Source organism: Streptomyces albidus (ex Kaewkla and Franco 2022) (genome assembly GCF_013870515.1).
GTDB classification, from domain to species: domain Bacteria; phylum Actinomycetota; class Actinomycetes; order Streptomycetales; family Streptomycetaceae; genus Streptomyces; species Streptomyces albidus.
The window spans coordinates 88,475-114,468 of record NZ_JACBXA010000003.1 but is presented as its reverse complement, the minus strand read 5'-3'; the positions used below and the strand labels follow the sequence as shown (position 1 = coordinate 114,468).

Genomic DNA, 25,994 nt, shown 5'->3' with positions numbered 1-25,994 from the left:
CAGTGCTCGCCGACCACCTCGCGCGCGGCGGCTCGGTCGTCCCCCTCGACGGGGAGGCGGTCGGATGGCTGCTGGGGCTGGGCGACGCCGCCGCACCGGATCAGCCCGAACGTGCGGCGCTGTGGTGCGCGGCAGCGCTGCGCCAACTACCTGCCAGGGGACCGGAACACACCGATGCGCTCGCCCGCCTGACCACTCTGGTGGCCCGCTCGGGCCAGTACGACCTGCTGCGCGAACCCCTCACCCGATACGCGGCGGAAGGCTGCACGCCCGCCTCACTGCCCCGCATCCGCCTCGCCGCCGGTCTGCTCGCCCTGCACACGGGCGAAATCCCACCCGAGGAACCCGTTCGGGCCCTCCTGGACGAGCAGATTCTCGGCAACGAGCGGAACGGCTTCGCCGCGTGGTGGTTCGGCGGCTCCCTGACCACGGGGTCGCCTGCCGCCGCTGCCGAGGAGGGGTCCACTGAGGCGCCCGCTTCGGCCGAGTCGTCGGCGGCTGATCCGGCCGAGTCGTCCACGGCTGGTGCGCCTGCTGTGGCGGGAGCACCCGACGTACCCGTCCTGACCGCTCCGAGCACCCCGCCGGCCCGCAGCGCCCCGTCCCGCCCCGAAGTCCCCGACGGCGGTGCGGAGTTGATCTCGAACAAGCACATCGACGTGATGCGCAGCGCGCTGGACGAGGACCCCGCCGGCTGTCTGGGAGCCTGGCAGCGGGCCGGGTGGGCGCCGTCCCCGGAGTTGGAGAGGCTGCAAAGGGCCGCCTCGGTGATCGACATGGCCACCATGGCGAAGATCGTGTTCGGGGCCGGGTACCGCGTGCCCGCCGGCGGCGTGCTCGGTACCTACAGCCGGGTCGTGCGGAGTTACAGCGAGGCCGACTGGTCTCAGGCGATGTCCGCGGTGCGTGAGCTCGAACTCTCCGGCGCCAGGCAGACGTTGGTGCACCAACCCGCCCGGCTGTTCGCGGCCGACATCTGCGCCGCCCGCGGTGAGTTCCAGCAGGCCTCCGAATGGCTGGCCGACGCCGCGCCGGTGCCCAAGTTCGCGGCCCTGCGCGCCTGGGCCAGAATCGGCCTGCTCAGCTGCATGGGCGAGGACGACCGCGCGGTGCAGCTGGCCGTCCGTGCCTGCCGCTGGCTGTCCAGGGCCGGACGGCGCCCGGGCCTTGACCTGCTGCTCATGCGCGCGATTCGGACCGCTGTGTTCATCGACGACCAGGTGGCTGCCGAGACGCTGCTGGAGGTGATCGAGTACACCCACCGCCAGGGCGCCTGGGCGCACATGGTGGAGGACGTGTTCATGGCGCGTTCCCTGATGGACCGCGGCCCCGTCCACATCGAGGTGGCGGCCGATCTGGCGCGCGGCAGGGGGGACTTGCCGTCCCTGGTGGAGTTCTGCCTCGCGGCCGCACAGTTCGCCGACGACCCGCGCCCATGGCTGCGCGAGGCCCACGAACTTGCCGTCCGCTGCGGCGCTTCGGCGCTGCTTGAGCGCATCCGTACGGTGACCCGGGAACGCGGGGTGCCGGCGCCGCGCTCCCGGGGCCGGCGGCAGAAACCGGCCGACACCGAGCGGCGCGTCATCGAACTGATCCAGAACGGCCTGACGAACCGTCAGATCGCACTGCGACTCCAGGTCAGCGAGAAGACCGTGGAGTACTGCCTGACCCGGCTGTTCGCCCGCACCGGCTGCCGCTCCCGCGTCGAACTCGCCGCCGCCAGCCTGGAAGGACGGCTGCCCCAGGAGGCGGGCTGGACACGGATCGGGCCTCTGCCCGGATCAAAGATGCCAGTCCAGGGTCCCACTCGGGCCCACGTCGCCGACGTGTGAAGACAAGCAACGCAGGCGTCCCTAGCGTCGAGTTCATGACGGACATCGATGTGCCGCAGGTCGCCGACACCGAGGTCGCCACGCTGTTGCGGGCCGAGGTGGAGGACCGTTGGCCGAGTGGTGTTCCGGGCCTCGACGAAGTGGTGCGCTTCGGCCTGGTGCCCTTCGGCAAGATGATGGGGCCCTGGCTCGCCATCCGGTCCAGCCTCGCGGTGGGGGGTGACACGAAGACCACGCTGCCCGCCGCGGTGGCGCTGGAGTGCGTGCAGGTCGGCGCGATGATGCACGACGACATCATCGACCACGACGGGCAACGACGCGCGAAACCCGCCGCGCACGCCGTGTTCGGGGAGCCGACGGCGATCGTCGGCGGCGACGGACTCTTCTTCCACGGCTTCGCCGCCCTCGCCGAGTGCCACGAGGCGGGCGCGCCCGCCGAACGGGTCGCTGCGGCGCTCACCGTGCTGTCCCGGGCAGGTCTGCGGATCGGAAGCGCGGCCATCGAGGAGATCCGGATGAGCCGTGCCATCTGCCATGTCGAGACCTACCTCGACATGATCAGGGACAAGAGCGGCGCCCTTCTGTGGATGGCGTGCGGAGTGGGCGGCACTCTCGGCGGTGGCGACGACACTGCCATCAAGGCGCTCAGCGACTACAGCGACCAGCTGGGCATCGCGTACCAGATACGAGACGACCTGATGGCCTACGACGGCACCCACGCGGGCAAGCCGCACATCTCCGATGTACGCAACGGCCGACCGACACTGCCCGTGCTCATCGCCCACGCCCGAGCCCCGAAGCGGGAGCAGCGGGAGATCGAGCAGTTGCTCGCCGACACCGTCACACCGGCCGAGGAGCGGTACGAGGCCATGTCGGAACTCGTGCACGCCTACGACGGGGTCCCGGCATCCCGCGACACCTCGTACCAGCACGTGCAGACCGCCTCGACGGCGCTGGAGGAACTCCCGCCCAGCGAGCACCGGGACGCACTCGCGGAACTCGCCGTACCCGGCCGGCTGGTCTGACGCGGTCTCACCCGAGGAGGTCGATCCCATGACCGACACGACCTATGCGACCTACCTGCACTTGGACGAACTCCTGTCGCTCCAGCGGCCGATGACGCCCGCCGAGCAGCAGGACCTGAGTGACAGCGAACGCCTCTTCATCGTCGTGCACCAGGCGTCCGAAACCCTGCTCAGCCAGGTCCTCGTCGATCTGCGGCACCTCGAGGCGGGCCGCTGCGTACAGAGCTGCCACACCTACCGGGCGGAGCGGGCGATCCGGCTGATCGACAGCCTGGACGGGCAGTTGACGCTGCTGCGGCGCACGCTCAGGCGCGAGGACTTCCACAACTTCCGGGACCGGTTCGGGACGGCCAGCGGGGTGCAGTCCACACAGTTCAACGAGTTGTTCCGACTGACCGAGCGTCTGACCGCGCCCGGCGGGGGCGACCGGCCGGTGCGGCCCCGGCAACTGGACGAGCTGCGCGACGCCGTACAGCGCTGGCGCCACACGCACCTGGAACTGGTCGAGCACATGATCGGCAGCCTGCCGGGCAGCGGCGAGACCGGGGGAGTCAGCTTCCTGCGCGACCGGCTGCGCGACCTGGCACCGGACAACGGCGACCGGGTCACCGTCGCCGGGCAGCGGACGCGATCCTGAGGGGCGGCACATGCGCGCACAATCTCCCGGCATCACGCTCGGCCACGTCGTCGTGACGGGTGGCAGCGTGGCGGGGCTGCTGACCGCCCTGGCCCTGGCTCCTCGCGCGGACCGGGTGACGATTCTCGAGCGTGACCACTACGAGGACGGCCCCGAACCCCGGTCCGGTGTGCCCCAGTCACGCCACACCCACGTCCTGCTGGCCAGCGGAATCAACGCGCTGGGCGAACTCCTTCCCGAGCTGCTGCCCGAGCTGCGCGACGCCGGCGCCCCCTGGCTCGCGGTGCCCGGAGACCTCGGCGTCTGGCAGGCCGGACAGTGGATCTCCCGCCGCAACCCGTCGGCGCCCGTCATGACCCCCTCCCGCCCCTTTCTGGAGCACCGCATCCGCGAACACGTCATGGCCAGGCCCGGGATCGAGGTACGCACCTCGACCGAAGTGACGGGGCTGCTCGGCACGGCGGCGCGCGTCACCGGGGTCATGGTGCGCGACCGGGGCGGTGATCCCCAGGCCCGGCGGAGGCTGCCCGCCGATCTCGTCGTCGACGCCACCGGCCGCGGCAGCCGCACCCCCGCGTGGCTGTCCGAACTCGGGGCGGCACCACCCGAGGAGGACGTCCTGGACACGGGACGGGCCTACGCCACGGCAGTCTTCACCGGCGACCCCCCGCCCGCGGACATCAGGGGCTTCTACCTCGTCCCGGAGGCCGTCCAGCCACTCGGCACGATCATCCTGCCCGCCGAGAACGACCGCTGGATGGTCACCCTTTCCGGGCCCCCGGACCAGCCGCCGCCCACCGACCCCGCAGGCTTCGTCGACTTCGCGAGCAGGCTTCCCCACCCCGCACCGCACAAATGGCTCAGCACCGCGCACCCGGTCAGCCGCCCGGTCGGCTACCGGCGCACCATGAACCGGCGCAGCCACTACGAGCGTCTCGCCCCGGACTTCACCGGCTTGCTTGTCGTGGGCGACGCGGCCTGTGCCCTCAACCCCGTCTACGGGCAGGGCGTGTCGGTCGCCGCCCTGAACGCCGTCGCGCTCGCCCGGGCGCTCAGCGGCGGGCGCACCCCTTCGACCCACGACCTGCAACGCGCGGTGCTGCGCTCCTCCGACTTCGCCTGGGAGGTCGCCACCGGTGCGGACAGCAGCATGCCGGGAGCCACCGGCAACGCGCTGAGAAGCGGCCGCGCGGTGCGGCTGCTGACCCGGTATCTCGACCGCCTGCGCGCCCATGTGGCGTCCGACCCCGTGGTGTGCACCGCCAACCGCGACGTCCTGTTCCTGCTCACCCCGCCTCGCACCCTGGTCACTTCACCGCGGGTGCTGCGCCGCGTCCTGCTGCGCTCCCCGGTGCCCACCCCGAGAGACCTGCCCACGCCATGACCACCACCGCTACCACCACCGCACCGACCCCGGGACCTCATCCCATGCGACACGCCAATTCGACAGCCCGTCCGCGTGCGGACCGGCCAAGGCCGGCTCGCCGCCCGTCCCCGAACACTCCCGGAGAAGGGTGACGACGCCTATGACGACGACATCGATCCTCAACCTGCCCGCTGCTTTCGACACGGGCCGCGAACTCCTCGTACCCGCCCTGCGGGACGCGATCCGGCGTCACCTCGGCCCGGAGATGGGCCGCGTCGCCGAATACCACCTGGGCTGGGGCGACTGCGAAGGCAGGCCGACCGGCTCCTGGGGCGGCAAGCTCGTCCGCCCGAACCTGGTCCTGCTCTCCGCGAGGGCCGCGCACGCCACGGCCGCGGACGGCATCCCCGCCGCGGTCGCCGTGGAACTCGTGCACAACTTCTCGCTCCTGCACGACGACATCATGGACGGCGACGCGACCCGCCGCGGCCGGGAGACCGCCTGGACGGTCTTCGGCGTGCCCCCGGCGATCCTGGGCGGCGACGCGATGGTGACCGCGGCGACATCCGCGCTGCTGGAATCGGAGGCCGCGGGCGCACGCTCCGCGACCGCGTCGCTGATGGCCGGCACCCAGCGGATGATCAACGGACAGTGCAGCGATCTCGACTTCGAACGCCGCGAGGACGTGACGCTGGACGAATGCCTGCAGATGGCCGGCGACAAGACCGGTGCGCTGCTCGGCTGCGCCTGCTCGCTCGGCGCGGACCTGGTCGGCGCGGACCCCGAACTCGTCGACAGGCTCTCGGCGTTCGGGGAGCACCTCGGTCTCGCCTTCCAACTCGTCGACGACCTGCTCGGCATCTGGGGCACACCGGAGGTCACCGGGAAACAAGTCGGCGCCGACGTGCGAGTCCGCAAGAAGTCGCTGCCCGTCGTGGCCGCGCTGAACGCACCCGACGCGGACGAACTGCGCGCCCTCTACTTCCGCTCGAAGCCGTTCGACGAGGACGACGTACGTCATGTCACGGATCTCGTGGAACGTGCCGGCGGACGGGACTGGGCCCGGGCCGAGGCGGCCCGCCAGACCGCCGCGGCCGAACAGAGCCTGGCCCTCCCGGAAGTTGCGGAAGACGCACGCGGGGAGTTCCTCGAAGTCGCCGAGTTCGTCGTCGGCAGGCAGTTCTGACCACCGCGTCACCCCTGGCCCAGGCCGCCCCACCGCAACTGCAGTCCACGGACAGAGAGTTCAACGCCATGCCCGAACCCAAGGCACTTCCGTTCTCCGCACGCGACGCCGAATGCCCCTTCAACCCCGCCGACGAGCTCTACGAGCTGCAGAAGCAGGAGGAGCTGCCCCGGGTCCCCGTTCCGAGCCCGATCATGGGCGAGTTCGAGGCGGTCGAGCTGACCCGCTTCCAGGACGCCAAGGAGGCGATGAGCGACCCCCGGCTCCAGATGGGGTTCGTCTTCGACCCGGAACAGCCGCGCACCATGATGAACCAGCCGGGCAACCTGCTGAACTACAACGGCGCCGATCACCGGCGGCTGCGGCGGATGCTCACAAGCGCCTTCACGATCAAGCGGATCCGTTCCCTCACCTCGAAGATCGAGGAGATCGTGGAGTCACGCCTGGACGCCCTGGAGGCGGCCGGCCGGGGCGCCGACATCGTGCACGAGTTCAGCACGCCCATCCCGACACTGGTCATCTGCGAACTGCTGGGCGTGCCCTATGAGGACAGGGAAGGCTTCCAGCGCCGCGCCAAGATCGGCCTGGACGTCAACACGACCCGCGAGGAGCAGATAGCCAACCTCGGCGAGATGGACGAGTACATGGGCCGGCTCGTCGCCTCCCACCGACGCAGCCCCGGTGACAACCTGCTCGGCACCGTGGTCCGCGACTTCGGCGACCAGTTGAGCGAGGACGAGCTGATCGGCATCGGCAACATGCTCCTGGTCGCCGGGCACGAGACGACCGCCAGCATGCTCTCGTCCTCAGTCGCGCTGCTGCTGCAGAACCCGGACCAACTCGCCGTGGTCCGCGACGATCCGGACGCCGTCGACGACGCCGTGGAGGAACTGCTGCGGTACTGCTCGCCGGCGATAGCCCTGCCCCGCGAAGCCGGGGAGGACATGGTCGTGGGCGGCCAGGAGATCAACAAGGGCGAGCGCGTCGTCACGTCGCTGCTCGTCGCCAACCGCGAGATCCCCGGCGCCGAGGGCGACCTCGACGTCCTCGACGTGCGCAGGACGCCGGTGCCGCACGTCACCTTCGGCTACGGATCCCACCAGTGCCTGGGCCAGCAACTGGCCCGCGCGGAACTGCGGGTGGCGCTGCCGGCCCTGTTCAACAGGTTCCCGGCACTCGCCCTCGGCGTTCCCGAAGAAGAGATCGACTACCGGACCACCTCACTCGTCTTCGCGGTGAACAAGCTTCCGGTGACGTGGTAGTCGGCGCAGCAGCACAGCCCAGGAAGGAGGAGATCGAAGTGGTCATGAAGGTCGAGGTGGACGAACCGCGATGCGTCGCTGCGGGGCATTGCGTGACGAGCGCACCCGAAGTCTTCGACCAGCGGGACGACGACGGCGTGGTGGACCTGCTCGACGACGCTCCGCCGGAGGACGAGCACGAGCGGGTCCGGGAGGCAGCGCTGCTGTGCCCCTCCGCCGCCATCATCCTCCAGGAACGCGACGGTCCGGCATGAGCGACGTGCTCGTGATCGGCGCCTCGGCGGCGGGTCTGGCCACCGCCGAGTCGCTGCGCAGACGGGGCTTCAGCGGCTCGGTCCGGCTCGTGGGTGCCGAGCCCCATCCGCCGTACGACCGGCCGCCGTTGTCCAAGCAGGTGCTGACGGGCGACTGGGACGCCGAACGCACAGTGCTGCGCCCGCCGGCCCATCTGGCGGCCCTCGACATCGAGTTGCTGCTCGGCCGGCGGGCCGTTTCGGCCGACACCGCCCGCCGCGAAGTCACCCTCGACGACGGGACGCTGCTGCCCTACGGCGACCTGGTGATCGCGACCGGGCTGAAACCCCGTCGGCTGGCTCCGTTCATAGAACCGCCCGGGGTGCACACGGTGCGTACCCTCGAGGACACCGGACGGTTGCGCGCCGAACTGGCCGACGCACGGCGGCTGGCCGTGATCGGCGGCGGGGTGCTCGGCTGCGAGATCGCCGCGGCCGGCTGCCGGCTCGGCCTCGATGTGACGGTGATCGACCCCGCTCCGGTGCCGATGGCGGGCCAGGTCGGCCAGGAGATCGGCCGGATGCTGGCCGAACTCCATCGCGACCACGGCATCTTGGTGATGTCGGCGACCGAGGCCGAGGGCCCTGTCCTCTCGGACGGCCGGATCGCCGGAGTGCTCACCTCGAAGGGGCCCGTCGAGGCCGACGTGGTGGTGGCCGCCGTGGGATCGACGCCTGCGACGGACTGGCTGGAGGGCAGCGGACTCACCCTGGACGACGGCGTCGTGTGCGACGCGCGGTGCCGGGCAGCCCGACACGTCTACGCCGTCGGAGACGTCGCGCGCTGGTGGCACGAGGGGCAGGGGCGCCACATCCGGCTGGAGAACCGCTCCAACGCCACCGAGCAGGCACTCGCGGTGGCCGACAACATTCTGGGCGCCGACCGGCCCTACCTGCCGGTGCCCTACTTCTGGACCGACCAGCACGGGATACGGATGCAGGTGCTCGGCCATCCCGCCGAGGCCGACCGGATACGGGTGATCGAACGAGCCCCGGACTCCCGGAAGTTCGTCGCCGTCGCAGAGGCCGGCGAGCGCACCGTCGGCATCGTCGGCTGGAACAGCGCGCGAGGGCTGCGCAAGGCGCGCCAACTCCTCGTCGACGGCAGCCAGGTGCACTGAAAGGAACACCGATGGCCCAAGCGGAGCACGACATGGAAGTGCCGGTCCTCGTGGTCGGCGGCGGAGGCTGCGGGCTCTCCGCCTCGGTCTTCCTGTCGGACCTGGGAGTGGAACACCTGCTGGTCGAGCGACGCGAGTCGACCTCGGTGCTGCCCCGGGCCCATTACCTCAACCAGCGCACCATGGAGATCTTCCGGCAGCACGGCATGGCCGAGGACGTGTACGAGCTGAGCACGCCGCTGGCGAACATGAGCGAGGTCGCCTGGCGCACCTCGCTGGCGGGCGACGGCCCGCTCGACGCCCGGGACCTGCACAGGATGGACTCCTTCGGCGGCGGTGCGACAGCCGGTCCGTATGCGGACGACAGCCCCTGTCCCTCGACGAACCTGCCGCAGCACCGGCTGGAGCCGGTGCTGCGTGAGCACGCGGAGCGGCGTGCCCCCGGCAGGGTGTGCTTCCACCACGTGATGGACGGCTTCAGCCAGGACCCGGAGGGTGTGACCGCCCGTGTGACCGACCGGACCACGGGCGAGACCAGCACCGTTCGCGCGCGCTATCTGCTGGGTGCCGACGGGGGCCGCAGCATTGCGGACGCGCTCGGCGTCACGATGGACGGTGACGGCGGCGCCTGGAACGTCGTCTCCGTGCACTTCAGCGCCGACCTGTCGCGCTGGTGGAGCGGCGACAAGGTGCTGATCACCAACTTCGTGAGTCCGGACGGCGGACCCGTCTCCCGGTACGGCATGGTCGCCATGGGCCCGCACTGGGGCCTGGCCTCCGAGGAGTGGGCGCTCCACTTCCACCTCCCTCCGAGCATCGATCTGGACGTCAGTGAGCAGGCCGCAGGCGACCGGGTACGGGAGCTGCTCAAACTCCCGGACCTGGACGTCACCGTGCACCAGGTCAGCCGGTACCAGCCGGAGGCCGTGGTCGCGCGGACCTTCCGCGTGGGCAGGGTCTTCCTGGCCGGGGACGCCGCACACCGCCAGCCCCCGGCCACCGGGCTCGGCCTGAACACCGCGATCCAGGACGCGCACAACACCGCGTGGAAGCTCCAGGCCGTGCTGTCCGGCGCGGCCGACAGCGCACTCCTGGACTCCTACGAATCCGAACGGCTCCCCGTCGCCCGACGGACCGTGGACTGGGCGATGTTCTCCTTCCGCAACCACGGGGTGCTCCACGCCGGCCTCGGCCTGATGCCCGGTCAGCCGAACGAGGTCACCCAGGCCAACTTCGACGCCCTCTTCGCCGACACACCCATCGGCGAGACCCGGCGGGCCAGGACCGCGGAGGTCTTCAGGACCCAGCGCATGGAATACCAGGCCCACGACATCGAGGTCGGCTTCCACTACGAGAACGGCGCCCTTGTTCCCGACGGCACCCGGCCTCCGCCGCGCGACCCGATGGGCTCCGCGTACCACCCCGTCACCCGCCCCGGGCACCGGCTTCCGCACGCCTGGCTGGCAAGCGGCGAAGACCGCGTCAGCACCCACGACCTGGTGGGCAGCGGCGGCGGATTCGTGCTGATCACCGGCCCGGCCGCGGACGGCTGGCGGCGCACGGCAAAGCGGCTCGCGGACGACTGCAGAGTCGAGCTGACCGTCGTGTCCGTCAGCGATGACCCCGGCCCGGACGACTACCTCGACGCCGACGGTGACTGGGCCGCGCTGCGCGGAGTGAGGCAGGACGGGGCGGTGGTGGTCCGTCCGGACAACCACGTCGCCTGGCGAACTGTGCGAGGCGGCCCGCAGGCAGAGGCTGAACTCGGCTCGGCACTGCGCGCGGTGCTCGGCCACCACGTCACCACCACAGGGAGCTGACCGTGTCCGTTGTCGAGCCCGAACACGGGCACTCAGGCGAGCGAGCCCGGGACGGCGAGCGCTTGGTGCGCGACTTCCTGGCCCGGATGGGCCCCACGCCGGACGACGTCAGGTCCGCCGTCGAGGACTTCCTGACCGAAGACTGCGTGTGGGAGAACCCCGGGTCCCCGCTCTGCCGGGGCAAGGCCCAGATCATGGAGCTCATGCCGTCCGACCTCGCCCAACTGGAGGTCGGATTCCTGCACATGGCCACCACCGGAGAGACGGTGCTGGCCGAGCGGGTGGAGAACATGCTCCGCACGGACGGTTCCCCCATCGCGAAGAACCTGAAGGTGATGGCGGCCTTCGAGATCCGGGACAGCCGCATCAGCTCCTGGCGCGACTACTTCGACATCACCAACCTGATCTCCGAGGCAGGGGACTGAGGACGGAGGCCGCATGACGAACTCGCAGACGGAGGAGAAGGGCCTGCGCGCGGAGCTGCTGGAACGAGTGCACGCCATCGGCCCCGTGCTCGCGGACGGAGTCGCCGAGGGCGACCGGACACGCAGGCTGCCGGACGCCTCCGTACGGGCCGTCGACGAGTCCCAGGTGGGCATGGTGTGGACCGCGAAGTCGTACGGGGGTCTGGAGGCCGACGTACGGACCCTGAGCGAGGTCACCAAAGCCCTGTCCCACTACTGCCCGTCCACCTCCTGGGTGGTGAACAACATCAACGGGTCGAACCTGCTGGCGACGAGGTTCCCCGCCCGCACGCAGGACGAGGTGTTCGGAGACGATCCCGGCGTCAAACTCGCCTCGATCTTCGCGGCCTTCGGCGAGGTGGAGCGCGCCGAAGGCGGCTTCCTGCTCACCGGCAAGTGGCCCTACTCCTCAGGAATCCTGCACGACGACTGGGCGATACTCGGTGCCAAGGAGACGGTCGCCGAGGGTGAGCCGCCGAAGATGGCGTCGGTCCTCGTACCGGTCGCCGACCTGACGATCGAGGACACCTGGCACACGGTCGGCATGCGCGGCACCGGCAGCCACACCGCGGTCGCCCGGGAGACCTTCGTCCCCGAGCACCGAGTCCTGCCGGTGGAGCAGCAGTTGGGCCGTGGCAACACCACCGACGTGTCGCTGCCGCCGCTGCTGCGTACCCCCGCGGTGGCGGCGATGGCTGTCATCTGCGCGTCGGTCGTGGTCGGCGCCGGACAGGCGGCGCGTGCCTTCGTGGTCGATCAGGCGCCCAAACGCGGTATCGCGCCCACGACTTACCGCAGCAGGCCCGAGTCGCAGACGTTCGTCTCCTCGCTCGGCCGGACGGCACTGTCCATCGACGCGGCCGAGATGCACGTCAACCGGGCGGCGGACGTGATCGACGAGGCGGCCGCGGCCGCGGTGGCACTGCCGGAGAGCGAACTGCGCCGCATCCGTGGCGATGTGGGCCAGGCCGTCAGTCTCGTGACCGTCGCCCTCGACGAACTGATGTGGGCCCACGGGGCCGCCGCCTTCAGCGAGTCCTGCCTGTTGGAGCAGTACTGGCGGGACGCCAACACCGCGGCCCGGCACGCGATGCTCAACGTGCACGTCGGGCACGAGCTGTACGGCGGATCCTTCTTCGACCTCGACTGCATCGTGCCCAGCCTCTGAGCGGCCCCTCCGCCTCATCCACCCGCGAGTCTCCTTCACACGCGAGGAATCACATGGTCTGGCTGCCCCCGTACCTCTTCCCGATGTCGCAGGTCGCGCCGGTCACGGACGGGGCAGCTGATGTCCCGGACCTGTTGTTCTGGTCCCTGGCGGGGCCGACGGGGCTCGGCTGGACGATCACCTACGTCCTGGCGATCCGGCAGGCCCTCCGGGACGGACGAGTGGGCATCCCCGCCTACATGGTCGCGGTGAACTTCGCCTGGGAGTTCAGCCTGACCTTCCTGCTGGAACAGACCCCGGCCCAGAGGCAGATGAACGTCGTCTGGGTGGTCTTCAACGCTGGCCTTCTGTACCAGGCCTTCCGTTACGGCCGCCGCGACCATCCCTCACTCTCGCCTCGTGCCTTCAAATGGTCGCTCGGCGGAGTGCTGGTCTGGGCGTCGCTGATGGTGATGGCGGGGGCCAACGAGTTCCACGACATGGACGGCATGTACACCGGAATGATCATCCAAGTGCCGTTGAGCGCCGCGTTCCTGCTGATGCTCAAGCGGCGCGGGTCCAGCGTGGGACAGTCGATGTACATCGCCGTTGCGAAGCTCGTCGGCTCCGTCTTCGCCGGCATGACGGCCTTCGTGGTCCATCCGTCCCACCTGCTGCTCAAGGCGCTGGTGGCGACCTATGTCGTCCTGGACGTCGCCTACTTGGCACTGCTGCGCCGGACGATGCGGTCGGAGGGACGGTCTCCGTGGGCCTGGAACGCGCAGTCGGCGGACGAGGCCCACGAAGGCGTCGACGGGGCCCGCATCGAAGAAGGCACCTCCGGCCGGCGTGGGCGCGACGCGGTCAAATGACGCCCGCGCGCAGCGCGTAGGCCACCGCATGCGGCCGGTTGCGCAGATTGAGCCGGTGGGTGACGCCGAAGATCACCCGCTTCACGGCCCGTTCCGAGAGGCAGAGCCTGGTGGAGATCTCAGCGGTGTCCAGTCCCTCGGCCATCAGGCGCAGTACGTCGATCTCCCGGGGGGTCAGCCCGGAGATGTGCAGGCCGTGCGGTGAGAGCACCTCGCGCTGCACCCGCTCGACCTGCCGGAGCAGTTCGCCGAGCATGCCCGACGGGAGCTGACCGCCGCCCGACGCGGCGGTCATCACCGCCTTCTCTATGCGGTCGCTGGTGGCCGCGGCGCGCGGCAGCACTGCGACGACGTTGCATTCCACGGCGGTGAACAGGTCGGCCCGGTCGATCTCACCGGGGATCAGCACCATCGAGGCGCCGGACGCTTCCTTGATCCGGCGCAGGAGCGAGAACACCTCCACGGTCATCCGCTCCGCCACGACGACTGCGACGTCCACGGCCTTTCTGTGCTCGCCCGTGACGACCTCGATGTTCCGGGTGGAACCGAGGTGTTCGCTGACTGCCGCATGCGTGAGCGGATCCGGTGCCCGAACCAGCGCCTTCACCTGATTTGCCGTCTTCTCGCCGTTCACAGCGCACTCTCCGGGTTCACAGCGGATTTGCCCGGATGTTCAGTTCTGCCGGCGAATACGAATCGCTGAAACGACGGGGCGCGCGAGTTCGGATTCCGTTCACCCGCGCGGAGTTCGCCGTTCAGCGGGTTACCGGCCCCGTCGGCTGCCGCCCCGTTGCGGGGACCGCGTCGGCGAATTGCGGTCTGCTGTCGAATCGATGGGATCTCACGTATATGTGCCTTTAAGTGGCAGCTCATGAACACGCTTGAACTCCCCAGCTGGTCCTGAAACGTTGGTTCCGCGGCCGGAAAGCCGACCGAATGAACCGTACTGCGAGGGGAGTTCGCGGAACCGGGGAGTTACCGCCGTCAGCGTTCTCGTAAGGGGAATCCCTCATTCACCCCGTGACGACCGACGGGGAGCCCGCGGCCTCCGGGTCGGCGTCCTCGGCGATCTTCATCGCTTCCTCGATGAGAGTCTCGACGATCTTCGACTCGGGGACGGTCTTGATGACTTCGCCCTTGACGAAGATCTGTCCCTTGCCGTTGCCGGAGGCCACGCCGAGATCTGCCTCCCGGGCCTCGCCCGGACCGTTGACCACACAGCCCATGACAGCCACGCGAAGCGGCACCTCCATACCCTCCAGACCCGCGGTGACCTGATCGGCGAGCTTGTACACGTCGACCTGCGCCCGGCCGCAGGAGGGGCAGGAGACGATCTCCAGCTTGCGCGGCCTGAGACCCAGCGACTGGAGGATCTGCCCTCCCACCTTGGCCTCCTCCACCGGCGGGGCGGAGAGGGAGACCCGGATGGTGTCTCCGATGCCCTGCCGCAGCAGGGTTCCGAACGCGACCGCCGACTTGACCGTCCCCTGGAAGGCCGGCCCCGCCTCCGTCACCCCCAGGTGCAGCGGGTAGTCGCAGCTGTCGGCGAGGATCTCGTAGGCGCGGATCATGACCACCGGGTCGTTGTGCTTGACCGAGATCTTGAGGTCGTGGAAGTCGTGCTCGCCGAAGAGCGACGCCTCCCACAGCGCCGATTCGGCCAGCGCCTCAGGGGTGGCCCTTCCGTGCTTCTCCATCAGCCGCTTGTCGAGCGAACCGGCGTTCACGCCGATCCGGATGGGCGTCCCGTGGTCCTTCGCCGCCTGAGCGATCTCACCCACCTTGTCGTCGAACTTCCTGATGTTGCCCGGGTTCACCCGGACCGCGGCACAGCCCGCCTCAATGGCGGCGAAGACGTACCTGGGCTGGAAGTGGATGTCGGCGATGACCGGGATCTTGGACTTGTGAGCGATCGCGGGCAGCGCCTCCGCGTCGTCGGCGCTCGGGCATGCGACGCGGACGATGTCGCAGCCGGCGGCGGTCAGTTCGGCGATCTGCTGAAGGGTGGAGTTGACGTCGGCTGTGACGGCCGTGGTCATCGACTGCACCGAGACCGGGTGATCGCTGCCGACTCCGACGGAACCCACCTCGAGCTGGCGGGTCTTCCGGCGCTCAGCGAGGGGGGCGGGCGGCGTAGCGGGCATTCCAAGCGCGACCTGAGTCACCGAGATGTCCTTTCCAAGGCGGTTACCGGGGGCGTCGGCGCGGCACTGAGGTGTGCCCGGGCGAACTCGGCCACGGATTCCGCACTCAGACCGTGCTCGGCGAGCATCTCCGAGCGCTGTCCGTGGCTGAGGAACTCCCTGGGAAGTCCCATGACCTGCACCGGTGTCCGGATGCCGGCATCGGCGCAGGCGGTCGCCAGCGCCGTGCCCACACCGCCGGCGCGCACCCCGTCCTCGACGGAGACCACCAGCCGGTGGCGGGAGGCCAGATGGACCAGGGTCGGGTTGACCGGTAGCAGCCACCGCGGATCGACGACGGTCACCCCGACGCCCTCCTCGGCCAGCAGCTCCGCCGCGCGCACGGCGGGGGCCGCGAGGACTCCGGCAGAGACCAGCAGCACCTCCAGCGGCTTGGACCTGGTGCGGTGCAGGACGTCGAGACCGTCCAGCCGCTTCAGGGCCGGGGTATCGGCGCCCGCACTGCCCTTCGGGAAGCGCAGTGCGGTCGGCGCGTCCTCCGTGGCCAGCGCCTCGCCCAGCAGTTCGGCGAGCCGCTCGGGGTCACGCGGCGCGGCAACCCGTAGCCCCGGCACCGTGTTCAGCAGGGAGAGGTCCCAGATGCCGTGGTGGCTGGCGCCGTCGGGCCCGGTGATCCCGGCCCGGTCCAGGACGAAGGTCACCGGCAGGCCGTGCAGAGCCACGTCCATCATGACCTGGTCGACGGCGCGGTTGAGGAAGGTGGCGTACAGGCAGACCACCGGATGCAGACCGCCCATCGCGAGCCCTGCGGCACTGGTGACCGCATGCTGCTCGGCGATACCCACGTCGAAGACCCGCTCGGGACACCGCTCCGCGAACTGCTGAAGGCCGACCGGTTGGAGCATCGCGGCGGTCAGCGCGACCACTTCGGGCCGGGGCGCCGCGATCTTCGTCAGCTCCGCGCCGAATACGTGCGTCCAGGAGGGGGAACCACCTGGCTTGCCCAGGCCTGTCGTCGGGTCGATGACGCCGATGCCGTGCATGCGGTCGGCTTCGTCGTTCTCCGCCGGGGCATAGCCGCAGCCCTTCTGGGTGACGCAGTGCACGACGACCGGCGTCTCGAGATCGGCCGCCTGCCTGCACGCTTCCGCGACGGCGGCGACGTCGTGACCGTCCACCGGGCCGAGATAGGTGAAGCCCAGATTCTGGAAGAGGTTGCTGCCCTGGTGCCGCCCGGCGCGCAGCGCGGCGAGATGCCGGGCCAGGCTGCCGACCGTGGGCGCGTAGGAGCGGCCGTTGTCGTTGAGCACGACCACCACCCGGCCCCCGTCGTGGCCGAGGTTGTTCATGGCCTCCCAGGCCATGCCGCCGGTCAGCGCACCGTCGCCGATCACGGCGACCACCCTGCGGTCGCTCTCGCCGAGCAGCCGCTGTGCCTTGGCGAGGCCGTCGGCGTACGACAGCGCGGTGGAGGCGTGCGAGTTCTCGACGTGATCGTGCTCCGACTCCTCGCGCATCGGGTAGCCGGACAGCCCGCCGGCGGTGCGGAGCGTGCCGAAGTCGCTCTGCCTGCCGGTGAACATCTTGTGCACGTAGGACTGGTGCCCGGTGTCGAAGACGATCCGGTCGTCGGGCGAGTCGAACACGCGGTGCAGCGCGATGGTCAGCTCGACCACGCCGAGGTTCGGGCCCAGGTGACCGCCGGCGGCGGCCACCTGCTCGACGAGGAACTCCCGTATCTCACCTGCCAGCGCGGGGAGTCGGCCGGGAGCGAGTTCTTTCAGGTCCTGGGGGTCGATGATGCGGCTGAGCTCATTGGATGACATGGGGTACGCCCCGTTCAGCTCTTCCGGTCGGACGTGGGAGCCCCCGTCGCGTCGCGCACGGCGGAGGGGAGTTCGAAGTGCATGGTCTCGTCGGCGACTCTGCGCTCCTCGACCTCGACCGCCCCCAGTTCGGCGAGTGCGGCGACCACCTCGTCCACCAGCGCGGGAGGGGCTGAGGCGCCGGCCGTGATGCCGACCGTGCGCACGCCTTCCAGCCACTCCGGCTGGATCTCTGCAGCCAGGTCGATCAGCTGCGCGGGGGTGCCCTGGCGGCGCGAAAGCTCCACCAGGCGCACGGAGTTGGAAGAGTTCGCCGAACCGACGACCAGGACGAGGTCGGACTCCTCGACGATCGCGTTGAGCGCGTGCTGCCGGTTCGTGGTGGCGTAACAGATGTCCTCAGACGACGGCTCGTGCAGCAGAGGGAAGCGCTCCCGCAGGGTGCCGAGCACCTCGGTGGTCTCGTCGACGGCCAGCGTGGTCTGAGTGAGATAGGAGACCTGGCCCCCGTCCGGGGGCGACAGCTTCTCCACGTCCTCGGCGGTCTCGATCAGCACCATCGACTCCGGCGCCTCGCCCAGGGTCCCCTCGACTTCCTCGTGCCCGGCGTGCCCCACGAGCACGACCGTGTCCCCACGGTCGGCGAAGCGGCGGGCCTTGGCGTGCACTTTGGAGACCAGCGGGCACGTGCCGTCGATCACGTCGAGCCTGCGGCGCTTCGCGTCCTCGCGCACGGCGGGGGAGACCCCGTGCGCGGAGAAGACCACCGTCGCCCCGTCCGGCACCTCGTCCAGTTCCTCGACGAACACCGCGCCGCGTGCGGCGAGATCCTCGACGACGGAGATGTTGTGCACGATCTGCTTGCGGACGTAGATCGGGGCCCCGCGCATTTCCAGAGCTCGCTCGACTATCTCGATGGCCCGTTCCACTCCGGCACAGAAGGACCGCGGACCGGCCAGCAGGATGCGACGCGCGTTGTCGTTGTCCACTTGCTTGTCCGAGCTCACGTCAATCATGTCCCGGACAGTAGATAGCGCCGGGCGACGTACTCAACGGCGGTTTCCACTTTTCGGAACGGTGTTTTTGTCACGGGCACGGTCGGGCCCGGGTCGGGGTCAGAACGTGCCCGACCGGTACGCCGCTTACCCGCACTGTCACAAAGGGCCCGATCTCAAGACCTCAAGGGCCAGCAACGTCGACCGGTCTTGAGGCCACAACTCGCCTCCGGTAGCCATGAATCGGTTGTGTATTGCAGCGACGGGAGCATCGGCGTGGACGCTGAACGGAATTCTCAAGCGCAACGCGGTGCGGCGGTCTCCGGCTCGGTGGCCGAACCGGAGGAGGCCGGAGTTGCGGGCGGCCCGCTGCGGAAAGCGTTCGCGGTGCTCGAATCCATGGCCGAGGCTTCGAGGCCGGTGACCCTGTCGGAGCTGTCCCGGCTGGCCGGCGTGCCGAAATCGTCCCTGCACCGCCTGATGAACATTCTGACGGACCTCGGTCTCGCCATCCGCATGGAGTCGAAATACTACGAACTCGGGGATTATCTCTACGAGTTGGCGGCGGCCAGCAGCTCAGCCCGGGCACAGCGCCTCAGTTACACGATCACCCCCTTCCTGATCGAGCTGTTCCAGCTCACCCACAAGGTGGTGAGCGTCGGCACGCTCTCGGGGAACAAGGTTCAGCATGTCGGCACCCTCTACGGCCAGGAGCACGTGCGTTTCGCCAAGGCACTGCGCCGCCCCTTGCCCGCGTACCGCACGGCAGCTGGCAAGCTGCTGCTCGCCAAGAGCCGGCGCAGCCCGGACGACTTGTACAGTTCCACGCCACTCGCCGGCACCCGGCGGACGGTCACCAGAGCGGACCGGATGCGTTACGAATTCGAGCGGATACGACGAACCGGCCTGTCCTACACGCGTGGTGGATGCATTCCGGAATTGGTGGAGCTCGCGGCCCCGGTCCATCTCGGAATGGCCGACCCGGTGGCCGCGATCGTGGTGTGCGACACCGTGAACAACGTCGACCTGCCCAGCCTCGGCCGTACCCTGCTCAACACGGTCGGTGCCATTGAGGAGAACTACGCGGGTACTTCGTAGGCCGCTTCCCTGCGGTGGCCGGATGAGTCGTTTGCAGCAGCAGAGGACGGCGGCGAAAGCCTGACCAGCGGGGTTCATCCAGCGGGGTGAGCAGGACGATCGGGATCTCGCGGTCGGTCTTCTGCGCGTAGTCGTCGTAGAGCGGGAAGATGTTGACCATCTGGGCCCAGAGGGGCGCGCGCTCGGCCGACGACGCGATGCGGGCGCGTGCGGTGAACCGTCGAGTGCCCACCTGCACCCCGACGCTGGGGTCCGCATCGAGGTTCACGAACCATGCCGGGTCCTCCTCGGCACCGCCCTTGGAGGCGACGACGACGTACTCGCTGCCCGAGGTGCCGTAGATCAGGCAGGTGCGGCGAGGGGTACCGGTCCGGCGCCCGGTCGTGGCGAGCACGAGGGCGTGCACGCCGTTGTGCTAATGACCTTCGGTGCCGCCCGACGCCAGGTACGTGCGGGTGTGCTCGGCGACCCAGTCCCACTGCGAGTCGGTGGCGCGGTCGAGGTCCTCGGCGATGGCCATGGGGGCTGTCCTTCCGGTACGTGGATGATGCGGCCACGCCGGCCGCATCTGCCCCTGGGACGGAGCCGCCACGCCGGTCTCGACATCCAGGCCGCAACCTTCTTCGAGGGCCTCCAGCCCAGTCCGGGCACCCGGGTCCAGGGCGTTCAACCCGCCGACTTTCGCCTACCGACATGACGTCCGGGAAAGCCTCGGCTATTTCTTCGCGGGAAAGAGAGTCGAGCGGTAGTAGATCAATGGCTCCCGATCCGGGTGAGCCTCGAGGCAGGTCACCCTTCCGGTGACGATCGAATGGTCGCCACCGGGATATATGTCGGCGATCTCGGCCTCGATCCACGCCTGCACACCCTGCAGCACGGGAGCCCCCGACTCCGGCGCGGGGAACCAACGCACCCCCGAGAAGCGTGCGATGCCCTGCCGCGCGAAGCGGGCGCACAGGTCGCTTTGGGATGCGCTGAGGATGTTGACGCAAAAGGCCCGGGAAGGTGTTCGTTCGATCTCAGGCCACGAGCGCGAGTTCCGGGAGACGCTGATGGACACCAGAGGGGGGTCGACTGACAGCGACACCAAGGACTGACACGTGAAGCCGACGGGGCCGTGCTGAGTGATACCGGAGACGACAGTCACGCCGGTGCAGAAGAGGCCCAGAGTGTCTTGAAAGGATTTCGCGTCCACTGGGATCTGCCGGCCCACCGTCTGCGCGTACTCGGGCATCGCGTCCCCTTTCGAATCGGTCGGTAACGTAGAGGGATGGGCGCGTCGTGGTGTGCTGGAACCGGACGCACCCGCCCGGGCGCTCAGGAGGCGGCTCCACAGCACCGGACTCCGCCCCAGAAGCGAGCCTCCATCTGGCAACGCCCGAGGGCCTACCCCCTCCGTAGCACCCTCTGCGCCGACGGCACGCACATCGCGCAGTCGGTCCCGAAGAGTCCGCACATCAGTCCCCAGGAGCCCGCAGCTCTGTCGTCTCCATCACCGCCTCGCGCAGATCCGTACGGAATCGGCCGACGGCCCTTCGGGGCGAACGACGGGCACCCGCTCTCAGTTGGTTCAATTGCCCGATGACGGTGGTGACTTGCGGCCCGAAGGAGCCGAGCGGATGCCGGGCCCGCGAAGGAGCCCGGTGTCCGCTCAGACGCCATCCGCTTTCCGAACGTGATCGTTTGGTTCGGGCTGGGTGGGCATGAACTCCGGCTGGCGGCGGCACGGTCACTGCGCAGACGTCCCATCAGCACGATCAGCGAAATACCGATCCAGTATCTCCGGACTATCGGGAGTGAAAGTCCAGTCTTGAAGGATCCGCGGCAGGTCAGGCTCACTCAGCCAGCCGTGCCAGGAGACCTCTTTTGAGTTCGGCATGACAGCCCGCGGAATGACGGCATCGCACACCGCAAGCCAGTGAGGGCTCAGCCCGCTTCGGTTGAGGAATTTGAACCGGAAGCGCACTGCCGCCGACACCCCCAGTTCCTCCTCCAGCTCACGGGTAGCTGCCTGCTCATAAGACTCCCCGACTACCAGGGCTCCACCCACGCCGACCTCGTAATGCCCCGGGTATCGGGGCACCTGCTCAGCACGCCGATGGACCAGGATCCGACTCTGCCGGTCGTGACACACGACCACTGCAATACGGTGCAGCCAGCCCTCCCGGACGGCGTCTCTCCGACTCACTGGCCCCAGCACACGGTCCTGTGCATCGACACGTTCCACGACTTCATCCACGACGCACACGATTGCAGAGCCCACTGACAGCAGCCCTCGATGCCGGAATGCCGAGTCTCCAGCTCCTCCCGCTTCCTCGACGAAAGGCCACGACCCCACGACCCCTGTTTCGATTCGCGAGGCTGTCACACGGCGGAGAACCCGAGTTGGACTCCACCCACGCGAGCACGAAAGACTGCAGCAACAGGGCTTCCGGAACAGCTCGTCGGCTTCGACAACTCCGTGCTACCGCGAGGCTCTGCCTTCATGCGCCGACCGCACCGTGATCACCCGATCAGGAATCTTGTTCGACCAGACAAGCCCGTTGATCGGTAAGCGGATGGCTTCTTGGAGAGCCATCACAGAATCCGTGTTGACTCTGTCCCGGCGCCGCGCCGACTCAGCCGCTGGGAGCGTCACTTGAGAACACCGGTCTCACGACCAGGACCGGCGCCGGAGCGCCTCGCTCACGATGTGCTCGGCGAGGGCGAGCGTTGAAGTCGCTCCCGGCGACGGCGCGTTGGGCAGGCGCACGATGTGCTGCGAGCTGAGGGCGGTCCGCGCCTGGCAGCGGCCGCTGGGAGGGGCGGGCAGCGAACCGCAGCCGCGCCGTCCCTGTCTCCGGAATGCCCCCGCCGCTGCTTCCAGCGGTCTGTTGATGCTGAGCGGGTGGAGCATCACGGTCACGCGGCACCCGACAGACGGATCCCCGCCGTTCAACGACCCAGGCGCCGTTGGGAGATGGCGGTTGCGCCGTGCTGGCTCTGAACTCCGTGCGGTCGGGGCTCAGGTACGTTCGTCAGGATGCGGCGCCGCGGTCAGCGAGCTTGATCGTCTTGTTCCGCCTGCTGCTTCGCCCGCTTCTTCTCCTTGATGCGCACCGCTTCCTTCCGGACCCCGGCCTGGGTGGCGCGTTCCTGCTCCAGCCACTCGGGAAGTTCCTTCTTCAGCGCGTCGATCTGCTCGGTCGTGAGGGGTTCGGTGATTCCACCTCGGGCGAGACCTGAGGTGGAGACGCCCAGCTTCGCCGCCACGACCGGGCGGGGGTGCGGCCCGTTGCGGCGAAGTTCCACCAGCCACTCCGGCGGATCAGCCTGAAGCGCGTTCAGCTCGCTGCGCGAGACGACACCCTCCTGGAACTCGGGGGGAGTGGCTTCGAGGTACACACCCAGTTTCTTCGCCGCGGTCACGGGCTTCATGGTCTGGGTGTTCTGGCGCGACGTCATGATGGCCAGGGTATCGAGTGAGTGTCGGGCCTCTGACCACGGCCGGTATCCTGGCGGCGTGACCAGCTCTGACGCATCCTCTTCGTTCCGCGTCGCGTACGTACCGGGCGTGACGCCGACCAAGTGGGTGCGGGTCTGGAACGAACGGCTGCCCGACGTTCCGCTGAACCTCGTCCCGGTGAGCGCCGCCGAAGCACCGGACGTGCTGAGGGACGGCGGCGCCGACGTCGGCTTCGTACGGCTGCCGGTCGACCGTACGTACTTCAGCGCGATCCCCCTCTACACCGAGACGACGGTGGTCGTGGTCCCGAAGGACCACGCCGTGGCGGCGGTCGACGAGGTGACGATCGAGGACCTGGCCGACGACGTCGTGCTGCATCCCCTCGACGACACCCTCGACTGGGAGCAGCTGCCGGGCCGGCCGGCGATCGAGCGTCCGGCCACGACGACGGATGCGATCGAACTGGTGGCGGCAGGGGTGGCGTTGCTCCTCGTCCCGCAGTCGCTTGCCCGTCTGCACCACCGGAGGGACCTCACGTACCGGCCGGTCACGGACGCCCCGCAGTCACGTGTCGCACTGTCGTGGCCGGAAGAGAGGACCACCGACATGGTGGATGACTTCATCGGGGTCGTCCGGGGGCGGACCGTCAACAGCACGCGGGGCCGCGCAGCCACCACCCCGGCGCAGCCGAAGCGCGCTTCGACAGGCGGTGCGCGGGGCAAGTCCGCGGGAAGGAACCCGCGGCAGGGAACCGGTGGCCCTCGGGGCGGCAAGCGTCGCGGGCCCCGCCGCCGGTCGTAGCCTCGGCGCTGAGCGCCTGAGCCGCGGGACCTCTTCGCCGTCTTCATGTCGTGAGCGGTCAGTGGAAGGGCCAGGCTGCAGCGCGACGGGAGCAGCCCCGCCGCAGCATGAAGAAGCCCTCATATCCGGCTCACGGCGGTTTCAGGTCAGCGCGCGATAACTGGTTCCATGGCCGACCAGCGAATCAACATCCCTGCCCGGACTGCTCGTTCAGCGGTCGTGGCCCTTCTCGACGCGGTGCTGCCCGCCCGCGGATCCCTGCGCCGCCCGTACACCCGAACCATCGCCGGCGCAGTCAAGCGCCGCTCGAGAGGGCTACGGGCGTGGACTCGCCGGATGGTCAGGGGCGCGACCACGCGGCTGCCGCGATGGGCACGCCGGCTCACCCTGTGGGCGCTTCGCGCCTGGTTTCTCGCACGTCGTCCTCGTCGTCCGCGCGTTCCGGGGGAGCGCCTGCGGATCCGGATCCTGCTCCTTCACGCGTACGGCATGGGCGGCACCATCCGCACCACGTTCACGATGGCCCAAGGGCTCGCCGCCGAGCACGACGTGGAGATCATCACCCTGTACCGCAAGCGGGAGCAGCCGTTCTTCCCCTTCCCCCACGGCGTCCGCGTCACCGTGCTCGACGACCACAAGGCACCGCGCGGCCGGGTGTCCCGGCTGCTGTCCGGGTTGCCGTCGGTACTCACCCCGGTCAAGGACACCTCATTCCGCGGCGTGTCTCTGTGGACAGATCTGCGGCTGCTGTTCCACCTGACGACCCTCGACTGCGACGTGCTTGTCGCCACCAGGCCGTCGCTCAACCTCCTGATAGCCGAAGCCGCTCCGCGCAGCACCCGCACGATCGGCCAGGACCACATGAACCTTCGCTCGTACCGCCCGGAGCTGCGCGCCGACATCACCCGCGCCTACCGCCGCCTCGACGCGGTGACGGTGCTCACCGAGGTGTCGCTCGCCGACTACCGCGCGGCGCTGTCCGACTCGCCGGTCGAGGTGGTGCGGATCCCGAACGCGCTTCCCGCGCCCTCCGGGACGAGCCGGGCGGGGTCTCCCTCGAACGTGGTGCTCGCCGCCGGTCGGCTGACGAAGCAGAAGGGGTTCGACCTGCTGATCAGGGCGTACGAGCCGCTGGCTGCCGAGCACCCCGACTGGACATTGCGGATCTTCGGCTCCGGCGCGAAGCGGGACGCGCTGCGCAAGATGATCGGCGACCGGGGGCTCGGCGACCGGATCGAGCTGCGCGGGCGTACCACCGACCTGACCGGCGAGATGGCCGACGCCGCGGTCTACGCACTGCCGTCCCGCTACGAGGGCCTGCCGATGGTGGTGATCGAGGCGATGGGTGCGGGACTGCCGGTTGTGGCGTTCGACTGCCCCACCGGGCCCGCCGAGATGATCACGGACGGGCACGACGGGCTGCTGGTCCCGGCCGGGGACGTGTCCGGGTTCACCGCCGGGGTGCGCAAGCTGATCGAGGACGCCGAGCTCCGGAGGAAGATGGGCGAGCAGGCGCTGGACACGGCACGTGCGTACGACCCGGTGGCGATCGGCGCCCGGTGGAACGCGCTTCTCGCCGGGAGGAATTGAGCGAGGGCTGGAGTCGCGACGCTGGTGGCCGAGCGCCGCCCCGGCCGGCGCCGGCCCCGACCGATGGCCGGGCCGCCGCGATCGGGGCGTTCGTCCATCTGCCGGCCGCCGCCATCGAGTAGGGCCGGGACCTGTTCCTCGATGAGCGGCCTCCCGGCCGACAGCGCCTACCGCTGCCGCCCCGGCATCACCTCAGGTGCCGGTCGTAGAAACGGCCCCCGTCCTCCGCTTCGAACCACGGAGTGCCGGTGTGCCCGCCCAGGTTGGCGTGCAGCGTCTTCTCCTTGGTGCCGAAGGCGTCGAACAGGTCCAGGGCCCGCTGCCGGGGGTTCCCTTCGTCGTCCCACTGCAGCAGGAACAGCAGCGGAACGGTGACCTGACGGGCCTCCTCGCGTTGGGCGCGGGGCACATAACCCCCGGCGAAGAAGCCGGCGGCCGCGATGCGCGGCTCGACCACCACCAGCCGAATGCCGAGGGCGGTCCACCCCGAGAACCCGACCGGGCCGCCGATCTCGGGCAGTGAGAGCAGGGCGTCCAGGGTGGTCCGCCATTCCGGGACCGCCTTTTCGACCAGCGGGCCGATGAAGGACTCGAAGATCTCATCGACCGGCTCGCCGGCCTGCATCGCGCGGCGGAGGTCGGCGCGGGCCTGCTCGTCGGCGGCGGACCGGGGCCGGTCACCGCATCCGCGGGCGTCGATGGTGGCCACCGCGTAGCCGTGCGCCGCGGAGTGCCGGGCCCGGGCCACCAGCCGGGAGTCCCCCTTGGGCAGGCCGTTGTTGTGGGCCATCAGGATCAGCGGGGCCGGTTCGGATCCAGGCGTCCACAGGGTGCCGGGGATCTCGCCGAGAGTGAATTCGCGTTCGAGGACGCCGCCGTCGAGGCGTAGTTCAGAAGTGAAGTGCATGGTCGTGCCTTTCGGGAGTGCTCTTGAACGGCGCTCCCGGACGACCTATCGCCCGACCGTGTCCCCGGAGGGGAGCACCCATGTCGACACTGCGTTCACGGGTACCACCTCCTCGTTCTCTCGCACGGCCAACGGGAAAGTAGCAGTGGCCGCCGTGGTCCGC

24 protein-coding genes are annotated in these 25,994 nt (G+C 69.6%); 15 read left to right on the top strand and 9 right to left on the bottom strand.

The window, feature by feature from the left end:
* The 12 genes from H5J26_RS01530 to H5J26_RS01475 all read left to right on the top strand — a co-directional run.
* On the top strand, positions 1 to 1,832 hold a 1,832-nt coding region (locus tag H5J26_RS01530; protein WP_235980185.1), incomplete at its 5' end, for a helix-turn-helix transcriptional regulator.
* 35 nt (positions 1,833 to 1,867) lie between these two features.
* The gene (locus tag H5J26_RS01525; protein ID WP_181763790.1) at positions 1,868 to 2,857 is read left to right on the top strand and encodes a polyprenyl synthetase family protein; all 990 of its coding nucleotides are present in this window, start codon (positions 1,868 to 1,870) and stop codon (positions 2,855 to 2,857) included.
* A gap of 28 nt (positions 2,858 to 2,885) precedes the next feature.
* Positions 2,886 to 3,494, top strand: coding sequence for a tryptophan 2,3-dioxygenase family protein (locus tag H5J26_RS01520; RefSeq protein ID WP_181763789.1), 609 nt, complete (start codon positions 2,886 to 2,888; stop codon positions 3,492 to 3,494).
* 10 nt (positions 3,495 to 3,504) lie between these two features.
* Complete coding sequence (locus H5J26_RS01515) at positions 3,505 to 4,878, top strand: NAD(P)/FAD-dependent oxidoreductase (RefSeq protein WP_181763788.1); 1,374 nt, start codon at positions 3,505 to 3,507, stop codon at positions 4,876 to 4,878.
* Between the two features lie 142 nt (positions 4,879 to 5,020).
* Positions 5,021 to 6,046 carry a polyprenyl synthetase family protein gene (locus tag H5J26_RS01510; RefSeq protein ID WP_181763787.1) on the top strand — a complete coding sequence of 342 codons (1,026 nt, stop codon included), beginning with the start codon at positions 5,021 to 5,023 and terminating at the stop codon, positions 6,044 to 6,046.
* Positions 6,047 to 6,114: 68 nt separating this feature from the next.
* A complete protein-coding gene (locus H5J26_RS01505) occupies positions 6,115 to 7,308 on the top strand; it encodes a cytochrome P450 (RefSeq protein ID WP_181763786.1) in 1,194 nt (397 codons plus the stop codon).
* Complete coding sequence (locus H5J26_RS01500) at positions 7,302 to 7,562, top strand: ferredoxin (protein ID WP_419183743.1); 261 nt, start codon at positions 7,302 to 7,304, stop codon at positions 7,560 to 7,562. The genes H5J26_RS01505 and H5J26_RS01500 overlap by 7 nt, the downstream gene beginning before the upstream one ends.
* Positions 7,559 to 8,722, top strand: coding sequence for an NAD(P)/FAD-dependent oxidoreductase (locus H5J26_RS01495; protein WP_181763785.1), 1,164 nt, complete (start codon positions 7,559 to 7,561; stop codon positions 8,720 to 8,722). Before H5J26_RS01500 ends, H5J26_RS01495 begins: the two co-directional genes overlap by 4 nt.
* A gap of 11 nt (positions 8,723 to 8,733) precedes the next feature.
* Positions 8,734 to 10,542: an FAD-dependent monooxygenase gene (locus tag H5J26_RS01490; protein ID WP_181763784.1), complete on the top strand. Its 1,809-nt coding sequence runs from the start codon at positions 8,734 to 8,736 to the stop codon at positions 10,540 to 10,542.
* A 2-nt stretch (positions 10,543 to 10,544) separates the two neighbouring features.
* Positions 10,545 to 10,967, top strand: coding sequence for a limonene-1,2-epoxide hydrolase family protein (locus H5J26_RS01485; protein WP_309237737.1), 423 nt, complete (start codon positions 10,545 to 10,547; stop codon positions 10,965 to 10,967).
* A 13-nt stretch (positions 10,968 to 10,980) separates the two neighbouring features.
* The gene (locus H5J26_RS01480; protein WP_181763783.1) at positions 10,981 to 12,174 is read left to right on the top strand and encodes a hypothetical protein; all 1,194 of its coding nucleotides are present in this window, start codon (positions 10,981 to 10,983) and stop codon (positions 12,172 to 12,174) included.
* A 53-nt stretch (positions 12,175 to 12,227) separates the two neighbouring features.
* Positions 12,228 to 13,025 carry a hypothetical protein gene (locus H5J26_RS01475; RefSeq protein ID WP_181763782.1) on the top strand — a complete coding sequence of 266 codons (798 nt, stop codon included), beginning with the start codon at positions 12,228 to 12,230 and terminating at the stop codon, positions 13,023 to 13,025.
* Here H5J26_RS01475 and H5J26_RS01470 read toward each other — a convergent pair.
* The 4 genes from H5J26_RS01470 to H5J26_RS01455 all read right to left on the bottom strand — a co-directional run bounded on the left by H5J26_RS01470 (position 13,018) and on the right by H5J26_RS01455 (position 18,011).
* Positions 13,018 to 13,659, bottom strand: a complete 642-nt coding sequence (locus H5J26_RS01470) for a helix-turn-helix transcriptional regulator (protein ID WP_181763781.1) — start codon at positions 13,657 to 13,659, stop codon at positions 13,018 to 13,020. The two genes, H5J26_RS01475 and H5J26_RS01470, sit on opposite strands and share 8 nt — an antisense overlap.
* A 379-nt stretch (positions 13,660 to 14,038) precedes the next feature.
* A complete protein-coding gene (ispG, locus tag H5J26_RS01465) occupies positions 14,039 to 15,190 on the bottom strand; it encodes a flavodoxin-dependent (E)-4-hydroxy-3-methylbut-2-enyl-diphosphate synthase (protein ID WP_309237736.1) in 1,152 nt (383 codons plus the stop codon).
* The gene (locus H5J26_RS01460) at positions 15,187 to 16,995 is read right to left on the bottom strand and encodes a 1-deoxy-D-xylulose-5-phosphate synthase (RefSeq protein ID WP_181763780.1); all 1,809 of its coding nucleotides are present in this window, start codon (positions 16,993 to 16,995) and stop codon (positions 15,187 to 15,189) included. Before H5J26_RS01460 ends, ispG begins: the two co-directional genes overlap by 4 nt.
* A gap of 14 nt (positions 16,996 to 17,009) precedes the next feature.
* Positions 17,010 to 18,011 (bottom strand): 4-hydroxy-3-methylbut-2-enyl diphosphate reductase, encoded by a 1,002-nt coding sequence (locus H5J26_RS01455; protein WP_181763779.1) that lies wholly within the window; start codon positions 18,009 to 18,011, stop codon positions 17,010 to 17,012.
* Between the two features lie 255 nt (positions 18,012 to 18,266).
* Here H5J26_RS01455 and H5J26_RS01450 point away from each other — a divergent pair, with 255 nt between their 5' ends.
* Positions 18,267 to 19,088, top strand: a complete 822-nt coding sequence (locus H5J26_RS01450) for an IclR family transcriptional regulator (protein ID WP_309237735.1) — start codon at positions 18,267 to 18,269, stop codon at positions 19,086 to 19,088.
* Here the strand turns inward: H5J26_RS01450 and H5J26_RS01445 are convergent.
* The 4 genes from H5J26_RS01445 to H5J26_RS01430 all read right to left on the bottom strand — a co-directional run bounded on the left by H5J26_RS01445 (position 19,042) and on the right by H5J26_RS01430 (position 22,532).
* Positions 19,042 to 19,494: a nitroreductase family deazaflavin-dependent oxidoreductase gene (locus tag H5J26_RS01445; protein ID WP_309237734.1), complete on the bottom strand. Its 453-nt coding sequence runs from the start codon at positions 19,492 to 19,494 to the stop codon at positions 19,042 to 19,044. The two genes, H5J26_RS01450 and H5J26_RS01445, sit on opposite strands and share 47 nt — an antisense overlap.
* A 309-nt stretch (positions 19,495 to 19,803) precedes the next feature.
* On the bottom strand, positions 19,804 to 20,322 hold the full coding sequence (locus H5J26_RS01440) for a flavin reductase family protein (RefSeq protein ID WP_181763778.1): 519 nt from the start codon (positions 20,320 to 20,322) through the stop codon (positions 19,804 to 19,806).
* A 495-nt stretch (positions 20,323 to 20,817) separates the two neighbouring features.
* Positions 20,818 to 21,327 carry an NUDIX domain-containing protein gene (locus H5J26_RS01435; RefSeq protein ID WP_419183742.1) on the bottom strand — a complete coding sequence of 170 codons (510 nt, stop codon included), beginning with the start codon at positions 21,325 to 21,327 and terminating at the stop codon, positions 20,818 to 20,820.
* A gap of 797 nt (positions 21,328 to 22,124) precedes the next feature.
* Positions 22,125 to 22,532, bottom strand: coding sequence for a DUF5997 family protein (locus H5J26_RS01430; RefSeq protein ID WP_181763777.1), 408 nt, complete (start codon positions 22,530 to 22,532; stop codon positions 22,125 to 22,127).
* Between the two features lie 58 nt (positions 22,533 to 22,590).
* On the opposite strand from H5J26_RS01430, the gene H5J26_RS01425 reads away from it, so the two are divergent.
* Together H5J26_RS01425 and H5J26_RS01420 are read left to right on the top strand one after the other, a co-directional pair.
* Positions 22,591 to 23,334 (top strand): LysR family transcriptional regulator substrate-binding protein, encoded by a 744-nt coding sequence (locus H5J26_RS01425; RefSeq protein ID WP_181763776.1) that lies wholly within the window; start codon positions 22,591 to 22,593, stop codon positions 23,332 to 23,334.
* Positions 23,335 to 23,502: 168 nt separating this feature from the next.
* Positions 23,503 to 24,924 carry a glycosyltransferase family 4 protein gene (locus H5J26_RS01420; RefSeq protein ID WP_210770880.1) on the top strand — a complete coding sequence of 474 codons (1,422 nt, stop codon included), beginning with the start codon at positions 23,503 to 23,505 and terminating at the stop codon, positions 24,922 to 24,924.
* A gap of 187 nt (positions 24,925 to 25,111) precedes the next feature.
* Here the strand turns inward: H5J26_RS01420 and H5J26_RS01415 are convergent, their stop codons facing one another.
* On the bottom strand, positions 25,112 to 25,831 hold the full coding sequence (locus tag H5J26_RS01415) for a dienelactone hydrolase family protein (protein WP_181763775.1): 720 nt from the start codon (positions 25,829 to 25,831) through the stop codon (positions 25,112 to 25,114).
* Positions 25,832 to 25,994 lie beyond the last annotated feature (163 nt).